15 protein-coding genes are annotated in these 14074 nt (G+C 65.9%); 9 read left to right on the top strand and 6 right to left on the bottom strand.

Going from position 1 to position 14074, the window contains the following annotated elements:
• Window positions 1-132: 132 nt before the first annotated feature.
• The 4 genes from mftD to mftA are packed head-to-tail and all read right to left on the bottom strand — an operon-like array spanning window position 133 to window position 2911.
• A complete protein-coding gene (mftD, locus tag VJV41_RS21275; protein WP_325337006.1) occupies window positions 133-1326 on the bottom strand; it encodes a pre-mycofactocin synthase MftD in 1194 nt (397 codons plus the stop codon).
• 2 nt (window positions 1327-1328) lie between these two features.
• Window positions 1329-2540, bottom strand: a complete 1212-nt coding sequence (mftC, locus tag VJV41_RS21270; RefSeq protein ID WP_325337005.1) for a mycofactocin radical SAM maturase — start codon at window positions 2538-2540, stop codon at window positions 1329-1331.
• Entirely contained in the window at window positions 2537-2815 is a 279-nt protein-coding gene (gene mftB / locus VJV41_RS21265) for a mycofactocin biosynthesis chaperone MftB (RefSeq protein WP_325337004.1), read from the bottom strand. The genes mftC and mftB overlap by 4 nt, the downstream gene beginning before the upstream one ends.
• 3 nt (window positions 2816-2818) lie before the next feature.
• Window positions 2819-2911 carry a mycofactocin precursor MftA gene (gene mftA / locus VJV41_RS21260; RefSeq protein WP_325337003.1) on the bottom strand — a complete coding sequence of 31 codons (93 nt, stop codon included), beginning with the start codon at window positions 2909-2911 and terminating at the stop codon, window positions 2819-2821.
• Between the two features lie 93 nt (window positions 2912-3004).
• On the opposite strand from mftA, the gene mftR reads away from it, so the two are divergent.
• The 4 genes from mftR (at window position 3005) to VJV41_RS21240 (ending at window position 7180) form a co-directional block, all read left to right on the top strand.
• A complete protein-coding gene (gene mftR, locus VJV41_RS21255; protein ID WP_325337002.1) occupies window positions 3005-3607 on the top strand; it encodes a mycofactocin system transcriptional regulator in 603 nt (200 codons plus the stop codon).
• A 59-nt stretch (window positions 3608-3666) separates the two neighbouring features.
• On the top strand, window positions 3667-5310 hold the full coding sequence (locus tag VJV41_RS21250) for an NAD-dependent malic enzyme (RefSeq protein ID WP_325337001.1): 1644 nt from the start codon (window positions 3667-3669) through the stop codon (window positions 5308-5310).
• Window positions 5311-5372: 62 nt separating this feature from the next.
• Window positions 5373-5897, top strand: coding sequence for a sigma-70 family RNA polymerase sigma factor (locus VJV41_RS21245; RefSeq protein ID WP_325337000.1), 525 nt, complete (start codon window positions 5373-5375; stop codon window positions 5895-5897).
• Window positions 5894-7180, top strand: a complete 1287-nt coding sequence (locus VJV41_RS21240) for a VOC family protein (protein ID WP_325336999.1) — start codon at window positions 5894-5896, stop codon at window positions 7178-7180. The genes VJV41_RS21245 and VJV41_RS21240 overlap by 4 nt, the downstream gene beginning before the upstream one ends.
• Before the next feature lie 53 nt (window positions 7181-7233).
• Here VJV41_RS21240 and VJV41_RS21235 read toward each other — a convergent pair whose 3' ends face one another.
• Together VJV41_RS21235 and VJV41_RS21230 are read right to left on the bottom strand one after the other, a co-directional pair.
• A complete protein-coding gene (locus tag VJV41_RS21235; protein ID WP_325337057.1) occupies window positions 7234-8442 on the bottom strand; it encodes an NAD(P)/FAD-dependent oxidoreductase in 1209 nt (402 codons plus the stop codon).
• Between the two features lie 24 nt (window positions 8443-8466).
• Window positions 8467-8913, bottom strand: a complete 447-nt coding sequence (locus VJV41_RS21230; RefSeq protein WP_325336998.1) for an Lrp/AsnC family transcriptional regulator — start codon at window positions 8911-8913, stop codon at window positions 8467-8469.
• Between the two features lie 114 nt (window positions 8914-9027).
• Between VJV41_RS21230 and ddaH the strand changes: the two genes are divergently transcribed.
• The 5 genes from ddaH to VJV41_RS21205 all read left to right on the top strand — a co-directional run.
• The gene (gene ddaH, locus VJV41_RS21225) at window positions 9028-9909 is read left to right on the top strand and encodes a dimethylargininase (protein ID WP_414685017.1); all 882 of its coding nucleotides are present in this window, start codon (window positions 9028-9030) and stop codon (window positions 9907-9909) included.
• Window positions 9906-11156 (top strand): ornithine--oxo-acid transaminase, encoded by a 1251-nt coding sequence (gene rocD, locus VJV41_RS21220; RefSeq protein ID WP_325336997.1) that lies wholly within the window; start codon window positions 9906-9908, stop codon window positions 11154-11156. The genes ddaH and rocD overlap by 4 nt, the downstream gene beginning before the upstream one ends.
• Window positions 11157-11172: 16 nt before the next feature.
• Window positions 11173-12708: an amino acid permease gene (locus tag VJV41_RS21215; protein WP_325336996.1), complete on the top strand. Its 1536-nt coding sequence runs from the start codon at window positions 11173-11175 to the stop codon at window positions 12706-12708.
• Window positions 12705-13586, top strand: coding sequence for a universal stress protein (locus tag VJV41_RS21210; RefSeq protein ID WP_325336995.1), 882 nt, complete (start codon window positions 12705-12707; stop codon window positions 13584-13586). Before VJV41_RS21215 ends, VJV41_RS21210 begins: the two co-directional genes overlap by 4 nt.
• 108 nt (window positions 13587-13694) lie before the next feature.
• Window positions 13695-14074, top strand: a 380-nt coding sequence (locus VJV41_RS21205; RefSeq protein WP_325336994.1) for a M15 family metallopeptidase, incomplete at its 3' end; no start/stop codon positions are given.

The following is a 14074-nucleotide window of genomic DNA, read 5'->3' as shown; positions in this document are numbered from 1 at the left end:
GGCGTGCGCCAATTGTTGGCGCATGCGCAGCAATTGATTTCCGAGATTTTCTCTCAAGACCCCGCCGATGGGTCACGCCAGTCCCCTCCGCCTCGCCTGTACCAGCGCATTCGGCTTCGGCAGAGTTGCTCGTCAGGCGTCGGGGTCGGCGGGGACGCCGAGCGCGCGGGTGAAGCCGGGCGGGACGAGCACATCGCTGGCAACCAAGTCGTGGACCGATGCGCGACCGAGGCCCATGAGCGCCGAGTCGATGCCGCCGCGCAAGACGTCGAGGACGTTCTCGACACCCGCCTGGCCGTTGGCCGCCAGCCCCCACAGATAGGCCCGGCCGATCATCACCGCCCGTGCGCCGAGCGCCAACGCCTTGACGACGTCGCTTCCGCGCCGTATCCCGCCGTCGAGCAAAACCTCGATCTCGTCACCGACCGCATCGGCGATCGCAGGCAGGGCTCGGATCGACGCGGGCGTGCCGTCGAGATTGTTGCCGCCATGGTTGGAGACCGAGATAGCCGAAACACCGGCATCCACAGCACGTTTCGCGTCGTCGACGCGCATCACGCCCTTGAGCATGAATGGTCCGCCCCACAACTCGCGCAGCCACGAGATGTCTTCCCACGTCGGAGGCGGCGTGCCCATCCACTCGCCGTAGGCCGCGAAGAACGGCGGACCGGGTTCGCCCTTCTGTGCCTGGTTGGGCACCCGCAGGTTGGGTGGACGCATGGTCTTGGCCCATTCCAGGAGCCAGCGCGGTCGGGTCAACCCTTCGGGAAGCATCCGCACGGTGGTGCGCAAGTTCATCTCTTCGGGAATCTTGGGGCTGCCCCAGTCACGGCCGTGCGAGAAGCTCCAGTCGGTGGTGACGATGAGGCCGACGGCGCCCGCTTCCCTGGCGCGTTCTACACGGGCCGCGATCGCGTCGCGGCCACCGAGCCAGTACACCTGGAAGAACAGCTTCGGGTTGGCCGCGATGACCTCTTCGATCGGCTTGCTGGCAAACGACGACAGTCCCATCGCGGTGCCGCGTGCCGCCGCGGCACGGGCGACGGCCACTTCACCGTCGGGGTGAACCGCCTGCACACCCGTCGGAGAGATCACTACTGGCAGCGAAATCTGCTGTCCCATCACGGTTGTCGACAGGTCGCGCTTCTCCAGCGCACCGATGACGTGTGGTGCGAATCCAAGCTCGGCGTAGGCGTCGACGTTGTCGGCGACCGTGACACCCTTCTCGCTTGCCGCTAGCAAGGCGCTGTACACCGACTTCGGCAGCCGTTTCTTTGCCGCCTGCTGGCAGTACGCCACCGTCTCGAACCATTTGTCGCGTGCCATGGCTAAACCGGGCTTTCGTTACACAAGCGGGCCGGAGCCGCTTTGGCGGCGACATCGGGCTTGAGAAGGCTTCTCCCCAATTCCAGCATGACGGGCCCTTTTCGTGAGTGGTCGACGCTCGGCTTGGGCTTGACACGCTCTCCCGCGAGTGCGGGTGCGCCGTAGCCCTCCACACATTCGGGATCCGGCCCGTCGAGCGGTAAGCCGGTGAAGAACTTGGCGGCCATGCAGCCGCCGCGGCAGCTGTCGTAGTGGCCACAGCTGCCGCACGCGCCGGCTGATTGCGGTTCGCGTAGTTCGCGGAACAGCGGCGCGTTCTTCCAGACGTTGGCGAAGCCCGTCCCAAAGCCTGAGTCCGACAGGATGTTTCCGGCAAGGAAGCGATCGTGGATTGCGAATGGGCAGGCATACACATCGCCGACGGGGTCGATGAGGCAGACGACACGACCTGCGCCGCACAGGTTCAACCCGGCCAGCGCGCCGGGTTCACCCAGGCCGGACAGATGGAAGAATGAGTCGCCGGTGAGGACGCGGTCGCCTTTGGCGACCAACCAGTCGTACAGCTGCACCTGCTGCTCGGCGGTGGGATGCAGTTCGTCCCACACGTCGGCGCCGCGGCCGGAGGGCCGCAGCCGGGTGATACGCAGAGTGGCTCCGTAACGTGCTGCAAGAGCGGCGAATTCGTCGAGCTGGTCGACATTGTGGCGAGTCACCACCACCGAGATCTTGGCGTCTTTGAACCCGGCCGACGCGAGGTTCTCCAACGCCCGGACAGCCATCGCGAACGAGCCGGCGCCGCGCACGGCGTCGTTGACTTCCGCTGTCGCGCCGTCCAGCGAGATCTGGACGTCGACGTAGTCGCTGGCCGCGAGCTTGGCTGCCACCTCGGGGGTGATGCGCACTCCGTTGGTGGAGAACTTCACGCCGACGTGGTGGGCGGTCGCGTAGTCGACCAGCTCCCAGAAGTCCGGGCGCACAGTCGGTTCGCCGCCACCGATGTTCACGTAGAACACCTGCATGCGCTCGAGCTCGTCGATGATGTCCTTGCACTGCTGCGTCGTCAGCTCACGCGGATCACGCTTACCCGACGACGACAGGCAGTGCACGCATGCCAAGTTGCACGCGTAGGTCAGTTCCCACGTCAGGCAGATCGGCGCGTCGAGGCCTTGCTCGAACTGTTCAACCAACCGCGGCACGGGCTGCGCAGTTGTCATTGCGGCACCACCATCTTCGATTGAGCGAGCACGCCTAGGGCCTGCAGATAGGGCGCCTGCGCGGCGTCGTCGACTCCCGCGGCACGACAGGCCGATCGCGCGTCAGGGTGCTCACTCAGCGAGTTGACCACCTCGACGATCGTCCGGTTCTTCAAGAACGACAGCTTGCGCGTGCCGAAGTGATACAGCAGCGCGCCGAACGGCTCGGGCCGCACGGCCACCTGGTGGTGCAGCCGCCAGCGCAGATCCGGGTCGAACGCCACAGACGCCGTCACGGGTCAGTAGACCCCGCACATCCCGTCGATCGACACTTCTTCGACCAGGGTCTCGGTGACGAGCTCTTCAGTTGCGATTTGCTGGTTCGGCTCCATCGACGTCTTCCTTTCCTTGCCAAGTACCTCGACAATTGTGATCGAGATCGCAAGAATATGGCATCGAGTGCCGAAATGGAAGGACGGGTCCGGATGAGGCGGGATTCCCCGCGTCGCTTGGGGCGGCGGCGCTCCACGACGTGGGACCACATCAGCAACGTGGCCATCGACCTCTTCGCCGCTCACGGCTTCGACGAGGTCAGCGTCGACGACGTCGCCGAGGCCGCCGGAATCGCCCGTCGCACCCTCTTTCGGTACTACGCCTCCAAGAACGCACTGCCGTGGGGTGATTTCGACGCCCACCTCGACCACATGCGTGACCTGCTGACAGGCCTAGACCCGGATGTGCCTATTCGGGACGCATTGCGTACCGCGCTGCTGGCGTTCAACAGCTTCGACGAACAGGAAACGGCCCGACACCGTCAGCGAATGCGCGTCATCCTGGAGACCGCTGCGCTGCAGGCCTATTCGATGACGATGTACGCGGGCTGGCGCGCCGTGGTCGCCGCATTCGTGGCGCAGCGGTTGGGCACCAAGCCGGAGGATTTGGTGCCGCAGACCGTGGCTTGGACGATGCTCGGGGTGGCGCTCTCGGCCTACGAGCACTGGCTGGCCGACGAATCGGTTTCGCTGGCGCAGGCATTGGGCGATGCGTTCGACACTGTCGCCGACGGGCTGCGGGCCCTGGATCGATGAATACTCCCGACTCTTCGCCGACGCCACGTTAGGTTGAAGCCGTCGCGGGAGGGAGCTCGATGCCAAAAAAGAAGACGGGACAAGCGCTGCTGTTCGACGCGTTGTGGACCAAGGGCACCGCGTACACCCAGGCCGAGCGCCGCGAGTTCGGTCTACTGGGTCTGCTCCCGATCGCCGAGAAGACGCTCGACCAGCAGGTTGAATACTGCTGGAACGAGTTCTCAACGCGCCGTGACGGTCTCGACAAACACATCTATCTGCGCGCTCTGCAGGATCGCAACGAGGTCCTGTTCTACCGGGTGCTGAGCGACCACATCTCCGAGACAATGCCGATCGTCTACACCCCGACCGTCGGTGAGGCCTGCCAACGGTTCAGCGAGATCTATCGTCGTCCGCGAGGTCTGTTCGTGTCGTATCCGGACCGGGAGAATCTGCGGGAAGTCTTGCGGAACCGGCCCCTGCACGGCATCGACGTGATTGTGGTGACGGACGGCCAGCGCATCCTCGGCCTCGGCGACCAGGGCATCGGCGGCATGGGCATCCCGATCGGGAAGCTCTCGCTGTACACACTCATTGGCGGGATCGATCCGGCGCGCACCCTGCCGATCGTGCTTGACGTGGGCACCGACAATGTCGAGCTTCTCGAGGATCCGCAATATCTCGGCTGGCGGCACCGGCGGATCGGCGACGACGAGTATTACGCATTCATAGACGATTTCGTGAACACGGTGGCCGAAGAACTGCCGGACGTCCTGCTGCAATGGGAGGACTTCGCGACCGCGCACGCGCAGCCGATCCTCGAGCGCTACCGGGACAGGCTGCTCACGTTCAACGACGACATCCAGGGCACCGCGGCCGTCACGCTCGGTGCGCTGCACGGCGCAGCGACGGTCGCCGGTCGGCCGCTGTCGCAACAGCAGGTCGTGATGTTGGGTGCCGGCTCGGCAGGCATCGGCGTACTGGAGATGGTCCACCGCCAGATGGTGACCGAAGGGCTGTCCGCGCAGGAGGCGTCCGCGCGGATCTGGGTCGTCGACGTCGTCGGCCTGCTGACCGACGACCGCACGGACCTGTCGGTTGGGCAACGCAAGTTCGCCCAGCCGGCCGGCCGCGTCGCGGACTGGGGCCTGTCCGGCCCCGCTCAGCTGGCCGACGTCGTGCACCACGTCGACGCGGGCGTCCTGCTCGGGTTGTCAACGGCTGCTGGCGCTTTCACCGAGGAGATCGTCCGCGAGCTCGCCGGCAAGACCGAGCGGCCGATCATCTTCCCGCTGTCCAACCCGACCAGTCGTGCCGAGGCGCATCCAGCCGAATTAGACGCCTGGACCGACGGGCGCGCGCTGATCGCGACGGGCTCACCGTTCGCGCCACTGCATCGCGATGGCGTGGAACGCCCGATCTCGCAGTGCAACAACGCATATATCTTTCCGGCGATGGGACTCGCCGTGACCGCAGCACAGGCCACGCGCGTCACCGACGAGATGATGCGCTCCGCGGCCGCCGCGCTCGGCGACGCCTCGCCCGCCTTGACCGATCCGACGCGGCCGCTGCTGCCCGCATGGTCAGACATACCCGAGATCGCCGTCCGCATCGCCCGCGCCGTCGCGGTCCAGGCCGTCGCGGACGGCGTGGCACCCAAGCGCAGCCCCGAACAACTGGCCGCACGCATCGCCGACGTGCGCTGGACGCCCGTGTACCGCTGAGCCACTGAAGAATTTTTCGGCCAACCCGTCGGAGTTCGGGTCGCGGCGGCGACTATAAGGGTGTGAGCGCCGAGCCGAACGGCAACGACGCTCCGCGGGCACTGCTGGCGTTGTACGACGATGCGCTGCCGGTCGTTTACGGCTATTTCGTGCGGCGCTGCAGTGACCGCGGAACCGCCGAGGACCTGACGTCGGAAACCTTTCTGGCGGCGATGGACGCCGCACGGAAAGACGCTCCGCCGCCGTTGACGGTGCGGTGGCTACTCGGCGTGGCGCGCCACAAACTCGCCGACCACTACCGCCGTCGGCACGACCGGTTCAGCATTCCGGTCGCCGAGTTGCCCGAGCCCATCGACCCAGCCGACGACTGGGACGTCGAACTCGACCGCATCGTCGCCGAGAGTGTATTGGCCAAGTTGCCCGAGCAGCACCGGACTGTGCTGGCCTTGCGCTACATGGACGACTGTTCCGTGCCCGAGTGCGCGGAACTGATCGGGCGCACCGTGCACGCCACGGAGGCGCTGCTGGTGCGGGCCCGCCGCGCATTCAGATCTCACTACCCGGAGCCGGAAGGAGGGAAGTCGTGAACAACACCCACGATCCGCTGACCGTGCTGCATGGCGACGAGCTTCCGGTCCAGCCGGATCCGGCGTTCGCGGCCCACCTGCGCGCACGCCTGGAATCAGCACTGTCCCTTCCCAATCGAACCCAAGGAGTTGTCATGAGTGGCACAGACACCACCATCGCCGAACTGACCGACCCCGCCGCAGCGGTTCCGTCCGCTCCCCCGCGACCTGCGGCGTTGCCGTACCTTGCCGTCGCCAACGCCCGCGAGGCCATCGCCTGGTATGTCGACGCATTCGGCGCGACGCTCGTCGGAGAACCCATCGAGATGGATGACGGCCGCATCGGCCATGCCGAGCTGGCGATCTCCGGTGGCGTGCTGTACCTGGCCGACGAGTATCCCGAAATCGGTTTGAAAGCTCCTGCACCGCAGGCTGTTTCGGTGAGCCTGATGCTGCACGTGCCAGACACCGATGCCGCGTTGGAACGCGCCCGTGAACGGGGCGCCGACGTGCAGCGCGAACCCTACGAGAACTACGGGGCCCGCAGCGCCGCCATCATCGACCCGTTCGGGCATCGCTGGATGCTGTCCGGACCGGTCACCGGCGCCGCGACGCCCATCCAGCACGGCGATGTCGGCTATGTCTCGGTGTGGACGCCGGACGCCGACCGCGCCGCGGCGTTCTATGGCCACGTGCTCGGGTGGGTGTATGACCCGACGACCCATCAGGTCACCAACACCAAGCAGCACATCGGGATCTTCAGCGTCGCCAGCCCGCAGGGGATGCTCTGCTGCTACGCGGTCACCGATTTGAACGGCGCCCGGCAGGCGATTCTGGACGGCGGCGGCACCGTCGACGAGCCTCAGGAGTTCGACTTCGGCACGGTGCTCGCCGGTACCGACACACAGGGCGCCGCGTTCGCGGTCTTCCAGCCGAATCCCGGCGAGCCACGGCCCGAGCTCAACGGCTCTGGGCCGGGCGAGCTTTCGTACATCACGTATGAGGTGACGGACTCGTCGGCGTTCAGGGCGTTCTACAGCCGCGTGCTGTTCTGGACGTTCGAGCCGGGCCGCATCGACGACGGCTGGCAGGTGCAGCAGACCCATCCGATGGCCGGTGTCGCGGGCGGCAGCGCCCAGCAGGTGACCGTGCCGATGTGGACCGTCGAGGACGTAGACGCCGCGGTGGCCCGGGTGCGGGAGGCTGGCGGCACCGTCATCGACGAGCCGTCCCAGCAGGCCTACGGGAAGTCGGCGCAGTGCAGCGACGACCAGGGCATCCGCTTCTATCTCGGCGAGCTCTGACGCGACTTGTGCACGAGAATTGGCGGTAGGCGCGGCAAACCGTGCACAAGTCGCTAGGTGAGGACCTCCGAAATCGGTGCGCCCGCGGCGATCTTGGCTCGGCTCTTCATCACCTTGCCCGGCATGCCGCCGCCGACCACGCCGGCGACGACGCCGTCACGCTCGTAGAACGCCAGGAACTTTCGGCCGTCGTCCTCGACGACGTGCACGGAGTCGGTGGCCTCGGGTTCTCCAAGGCACTGGATCTTCACGTCGTACTGATCGCTCCAGAAGTACGGCACCGTGACGGCCGCCGGCGGCTCCTGGCCCAGCATCGCCGGAACCAGAGCGCGCGCCTGGTCGGCGACATTGCTCCAATGTTCCACGCGCACTTGATGCCCCACGGTGTTGCGCCACGATGCGACGTCGCCGATGGCCCAGACATGCGGAGCGCTGGCACGGCCGACCGCGTCGCAGACGACGCCGTTGTCCACCGCGACGCCCGTGCCCTCCAGCCACGCGGTGGCGGGATGGGATCCGATGCCGACGACGACCAGATCCGAGTCGAGCTCGGCGCCGTCGGACAGCACGACCGTCTCGACGCGCTCAGCTCCGCGGACCTCGGCGACACCGACGCCGCAACGCACGTCGACGCCTTCGGCGCGGTGCAGCCGCGCGACGAGCGATCCGATCTGCTCGCCGAGCACCGATGCCAGCGGCGCGAGCTGCGGTTCGACCAGGACGACGTCGACGCCGAGGCCACGCAGACTCGCCGCGACCTCGCACCCGATGAACCCGGCGCCGACAACAACGGCATGCCGCGCCGAGCCGGCCTCGCGACGCAGCTTCAGGCTCTGGTCGAACGACCGCAGGACGTGAATCCCCGGAAGGTCTGGAAACGACGGAATTCGCTTGGGCACCAAACCCGTTGCGATGATCAACTCGTCGTAGGCGAGCGAGCTGCCATCGGCCAACGTCACCGTCCGCGCGGCGGTGTCCACCGAACGCGCGGCCTTCCCGAGCAGAACCGTGATTTCGTTCTCGTCATAGAACTCGGCCGGCTTGAGGGTCACGTCATCGGTTTCGGCGCGCAATACCTCCTTGGACAGCGGTGGCCGGTCGTACGGCAGATGGTCCTCGTCACTAAGGATGGTGATCGGGCCCGTGTACTCCGAACGGCGCAGCTGCTCAGCCGTGCGGGCAGCCGCCAGTCCACCTCCGACGATCACGACGCCACCAGTTGTGCTCACGTGGGGTTTTCTACACGATGGGCCCGGCGATATGTACGTCACCCTGCGGTTGTGGTCTTAGCCCCGCATCCGATCGATGATGTTCGTCAGGACCACAATGCTCTCGCTGCGCTCGACTTCCGCAGCTGAACGAATCCGTTCGAGCGCCTCTTCCAAGTGCCGCATATCGCGCGCGAGCACATGCAGCATCGCATCGGCCGTGCCGGTGACGGTGGCCGCACTGACCACCTCGGGGATGTCGATCCATGCCGCTCGGAGGTCATCGGGGGCGATGGTGCCGTGGCGGAACACCTGCACGTAGGCCTCGGTGTTCCAGCCCAGCGCGCTGCGGTCGACGACAGTGGTGAATCCGCGGATGACTCCGTTGTCGAGCATGCGGTCTACCCGCCGCTTGACGGCCGGAGCCGACAGGTTCACCCGCTGCCCGATCTCGGCGTATGTGGCCCGCGCATCCTCGGCTAGCTCGGCAAGAATCCGCTCGTCGGTCTCGTCCAGACGCTCCATGATCACCTCCACGCAATAAACTGCCGCATTTCGGCGTCTGGCGCAATAGATCACAGGTAGACACGCAACAAACGGCGATTGATTGCAAAATCAACGCCACATATCGTTTATTTCATGACGATTATCGCCGACGCTATTTCGCGCTCCGAGGTCGCCGCAACACGGAGGCGCCCCGGCGCCGACCAACGATCTGAGCGCGCGCCATCTCCCCGCCACTACGCCATGACGGCGCCGACTTTCTTCGCCGTCGAGTACGCCATCAACCCATGGATGGACACGTCGACCGAAGTCGACATCCACGTCGCGATGAACCAGTGGGAGACCCTGCGCCAGACGTATAAGGAACTGGGCCACACCGTCGAGCTGGTCGAACCCGTCGCCGGCCTGCCGGACATGGTCTACGCGGCCAACGGCGGACTGATTGTCAACGACACCGCCGTCGTGGCCCGCTTCGCCTATCCGCAGCGCGCTGGCGAGGCCCATGCGTACGCCGAGTGGATGGCCTACCACGGCTACGAGCCGCTCTACACCCGCCATCTCAACGAGGGTCAGGGCGACCTGCTCGTCGTCGGCTCAATCGTGTTGGCCGGCTACGGCTTCCGTACCGAACAGCGCGCCCACGACGAGATCGCCAGGGCCGTCGGGATGCCGGTCGTCAGCCTCGAGCTGGTCGATCCGCGCTTCTACCACCTCGACACCGCGCTGGCCGTGCTCGACGACACCACGATCGCGTACTACCCGCCGGCGTTCAGCGAAACATCGCAGATGCGATTGCTCGAGCTGTTCCCCGACGCCATCGAGGTCGGCAGCGCCGACGCGTATGTTCTTGGCCTCAACGCCGTTTCCGACGGCCTGAATGTCGTGCTGCCCGCCGCTGCCGTCGGCTTCGCCGAGCAGTTGCGCGCGGCCGGCTTCCGGCCGATCGGGGTGGATCTTTCGGAGCTTCTCAAGGGCGGTGGATCCGTCAAATGCTGCACGCTGGAGGTACATCCGTGACCATTCTTGACACCGTGACCGCAACCGACGCGGCAATCGCGATCGAAGACCGCCATGTCGCGCACAACTACTCGCCGCTGCCGGTCGTTGCCGCCAGCGCCGATGGCGCCTGGATCACCGATGTGGAGGGCAGGCGCTATCTCGACTGCCTGGCCGCGTACTCGGCCGTCAACTTCGGACACCGCAATGCCGAGATCGCGGCGACGGCCCACGCCCAGCTCGACAAAGTGACGTTGGTCAGCCGCGCGTTCCACTCTCAGGCGCTCGGACCGTTCTGCGAGGCCCTGGCCGAGCTGTGCGGAAAAGACATGGTGCTGCCGATGAACAGCGGCGCCGAAGCAGTGGAAAGCGGCATCAAGGTGGCCCGCAAGTGGGGCACCGACGTCAAGGGCGTTGCGCCCGGCGAGAGCAATATTGTCGTCGCCCACAACAACTTTCACGGCCGCACGACGACCATCATCAGCTTCTCCGACGACGAGGCGGCGCGCCGCGGCTTCGGTCCGTACACGCCCGGATTCCGTGCCGTGCCGTTCGGTGACGCCGAAGCGATGTCGGCGGCCATCGACGACAACACGGTCGCGGTGCTGATCGAGCCCATCCAGGGCGAGGCGGGAATCATCGTGCCGCCCGCGGACTACCTTCCGCGCGTCCGCGCACTATGCACCGAGCGCAACGTGTTGATGATCGCCGACGAGATCCAGTCCGGCCTGGCCCGCACCGGGCGCACGTTCGCATGCGACCACTGGGGCGTTGTGCCCGACATCTACCTTCTCGGTAAAGCCCTTGGCGGCGGCGTGGTTCCGTTGTCCGCGGTGGTCGCCAACCGTGATGTCCTCGGCGTACTGCATCCCGGCGAGCACGGCTCGACCTTCGGCGGTAACCCGCTCGCCGCCGCCATCGGCACCACGGTGGTGGGGATGCTGCGCCGCGGCGAATTCCAAACCCGCTCAGCCGAACTCGGCGAGCGCCTGCACAGCCGGCTACGAGCGCTGATCGGCCACGGCGTAGTGGCCGTGCGCGGCATGGGCTTGTGGGCCGGCGTGGACATCGATCCAGACCTGGCCACCGGCAAGCAGATCAGCATGAAGCTGACCGAACGCGGGGTACTGGTCAAGGACACGCAGGGCTCGACACTGCGCTTCGCTCCGCCGCTGGTCATCACCGCCGAGGAGATCGACTGGGCGATTGGCCAGTTCGCCGAAGTTTTGGCGGAGACCGGTTCACACTTGTCCGGTAGTCAGTTATAGGCCCACAGGAGGCACCATGACCGCCCCATCTCAAAGCCTCTCCCAGCAGTTATGGCGTCGTCGGCCCGTGGCCGGCGCCCCGGTCGCACACGGTGCCTCCGATCACCTGAAGAGAAGCATCGGCACATTCCAGCTGACACTGTTCGGTGTTGGCGCGACCGTCGGCACCGGCATCTTCTTCGTGCTGTCTGCGGCAGTGCCGGAGGCGGGCCCGGCGGTGCTCATCTCGTTTGTCCTCGCCGCCATCGCGGCCGGCCTGTCCGCGATCTGCTACGCGGAGATGGCGTCGTCGGTGCCGGTGTCGGGCTCGACATACTCGTACGCCTACACGACGATGGGCGAATTCGTCGCGATGGGTGTGGCAGCCTGTCTGCTTCTGGAGTACGGCGTGTCCATCTCCGCAGTAGCAGTTGGGTGGAGCGGGTACGTGAACAAGTTGTTGGACAACCTGTTTGGTTGGCAACTCCCGCAGTCATTGACGTCAGCCCCCTGGGATGCCACCCCGGGCATCGTCAACTTACCCGCCGTCTTGCTGATCGGGATGTGCATGCTGCTGCTCATCCGCGGTGCCAGCGAGTCCGCAACGGTGAACACCATCATGGTATTGATCAAGCTCGGTGTGCTTCTGATGTTCATCGTCATTGCGCTCACCGGTTTCAACGCCGACCACTTCCACGGCTTCTGGGACAAGGGCTTGGCCGGCATCACCACGGCCGCGAGCATGATCTTCTTCTCGTTCATCGGCCTCGACGCGGTATCGACAGCCGGTGACGAGGTGAAGGATCCGCAAAAGACCATGCCCCGCGCGATCATTGCCGCACTGATCGTGGTCACCAGCTTCTACATCCTCGTCGCCTTCGCCGGACTCGGCACACAGGACGCCGCCGAGTTCGGCTCGGAAGAACAGGCCGAAGCGGGGCTGTCTGTGATCCTGGAGAAGATCACCGGCGGAACGTGGGCCAGCACGCTTCTGGCCGCGGGAGCGGTGATCTCGATCTTCTCGGTGACCCTGGTCGTGATGTACGGCCAGACCCGCATCCTGTTCGCGATGGGCCGGGATGGACTGCTTCCGTCGATGTTCGCAAAGGTCAACCCGCGCAGCATGACTCCTGTCGGCAACACCATCATCGTCGCGGTCGCCACCGGGATCCTTGCCGGTTTCATTCCGCTGACCTGGCTGCTGGATGCCGTGTCGATCGGCACGCTGGTCGCCTTCATCACGGTGTCGATCGGCGTCATCATCCTGCGGGTGCGCGAACCCAATCTGGAGCGCCCGTTCAAAGTGCCGGGTTACCCCGTTACGCCCGTCCTCTCTGTCCTCGCATGCGCAGCTGTGCTCTACGGCCTGCGCTGGCAGACATGGCTGGTCTTCGGCGGCTGTGTCGGCGCAGTGCTGGTGTTCTACCTGTTGTGGGGTCGCCGCCACAGTGCACTCAATGCCGGTGGCGCAGATGGCTACATCCCGACCGCGGTTCCTGGTGACGACGACGTCATGTTCGTTGAAGAACCGAAGGATCACCACTTCGTCACCAAGCACGAGGATGAGCCGTGACCGTCGCGGTCGGCTATCTGGCCGGCAAGGGTGGCCGGTCACCGCTGTACCTGGCCGTCGAAGCGGCGAGGACGTTGAAGACGTCGTTGACGGTGGTCACGGTCGTGCCGCGGCCATGGATGACGCCGTCGCTGGGCCGGATCGACGCCGAATACGCCCAGTACGCCGAGCAATTGGCGGCGAACTCCGCCAAGGAAGCACAGCAGGTCATCGGTGCGCTGGCCGACGGGCTGGATGTGAAGTACCACAAGATCTCCCACCGGTCGGCGTCCGGCGGACTGCTGGAGGCCGTCGCCGAACTCGATGCCGAGGCGCTGATACTGGGATCGGCGGCCGACGGCAAGCTCGGCCAGGTGGTCGTGGGATCGACCGCAGACCGGTTGCTGCACTCGTCACCGGTACCACTCGCCATCGCGCCCCGCGGATATCGCGGATCGAAAGCCGGTGGACTGACCCGCATCACTGCCGCCTACCCCGGCACTCTGGAAACACGTCACGTGGTGGAGCGCGCCGCGGCGCTCGCCGAACGACTGCAAGTTCCGATGCGTGTGGTCACATTCGCGGTTCGCGGCCGCACGATGTATCCGCCGGAGGTGGGCTTGCGCGCCGAGGACTCGATCCTCGAGCAGCTGGCGTCCCACGCGCGCGAGTCGCTGTCGCAGTTGAGGTCCGAAGGCGTGGTGGGTGACGACGCGGTGCTGCAGGTGGTCACCGGCAACGGCTGGGACGAGGCACTGGACGCGGCCGAATGGCAGGAGGGCGAACTACTGGCCATTGGCACCTCGCCGGTAGGCGGAATCGCCCGCGTGTTCATTGGCTCGCGTGGATCCAAGATTCTGCGGCACAGCCCGGTGCCGGTGCTCGTGCTAGCGGGCTGATCCTTCGTCGCGCGTCTCGGAGAATGAGGTAGTCCACTACTCGCGCCCACCGTCGAATTCAGCGTCACCATCGACTGCAGCAGTCCGCAACAGATGGGGGCAACTGCCATGGCGCTGATAACGGAGAACGGCTGGGCGCAGTGCAGCGCACAAGACACCGAAAGGGCCCCCATCCCGGGGACTGACATTCGGCTGCCGGTGCGCGGAGGTGATGCGTCTGTGATCCTGAAAGCGTGGGCGGCCTGGTACAACGGCAACGTCGAGCCGCTTCGGAACGGGGTGTGCGGCTGCTGGACCCCGACCAACGATGTGTGGAACTCCAATCACCTCTCGGGCACCGCTTTGGATCTGAACTGGAATAGCTATCCGTTCCGGATGCTCACCATGCCGGCCGACCGCGTCGCCAAAGTCGAGAACGGCCTCGCGCTCTTTCGGGGAGTGATCTTCTGGGGCCGCAACTGGGAGTGCCCCAAAGACGAGATGCACTA

This window comes from Mycobacterium sp. (assembly GCF_035274705.1).
GTDB lineage: Bacteria > Actinomycetota > Actinomycetes > Mycobacteriales > Mycobacteriaceae > Mycobacterium.
The sequence above is the reverse complement of the archived record's forward strand: the minus strand, read 5'-3'. Positions and strand labels throughout refer to the sequence as shown.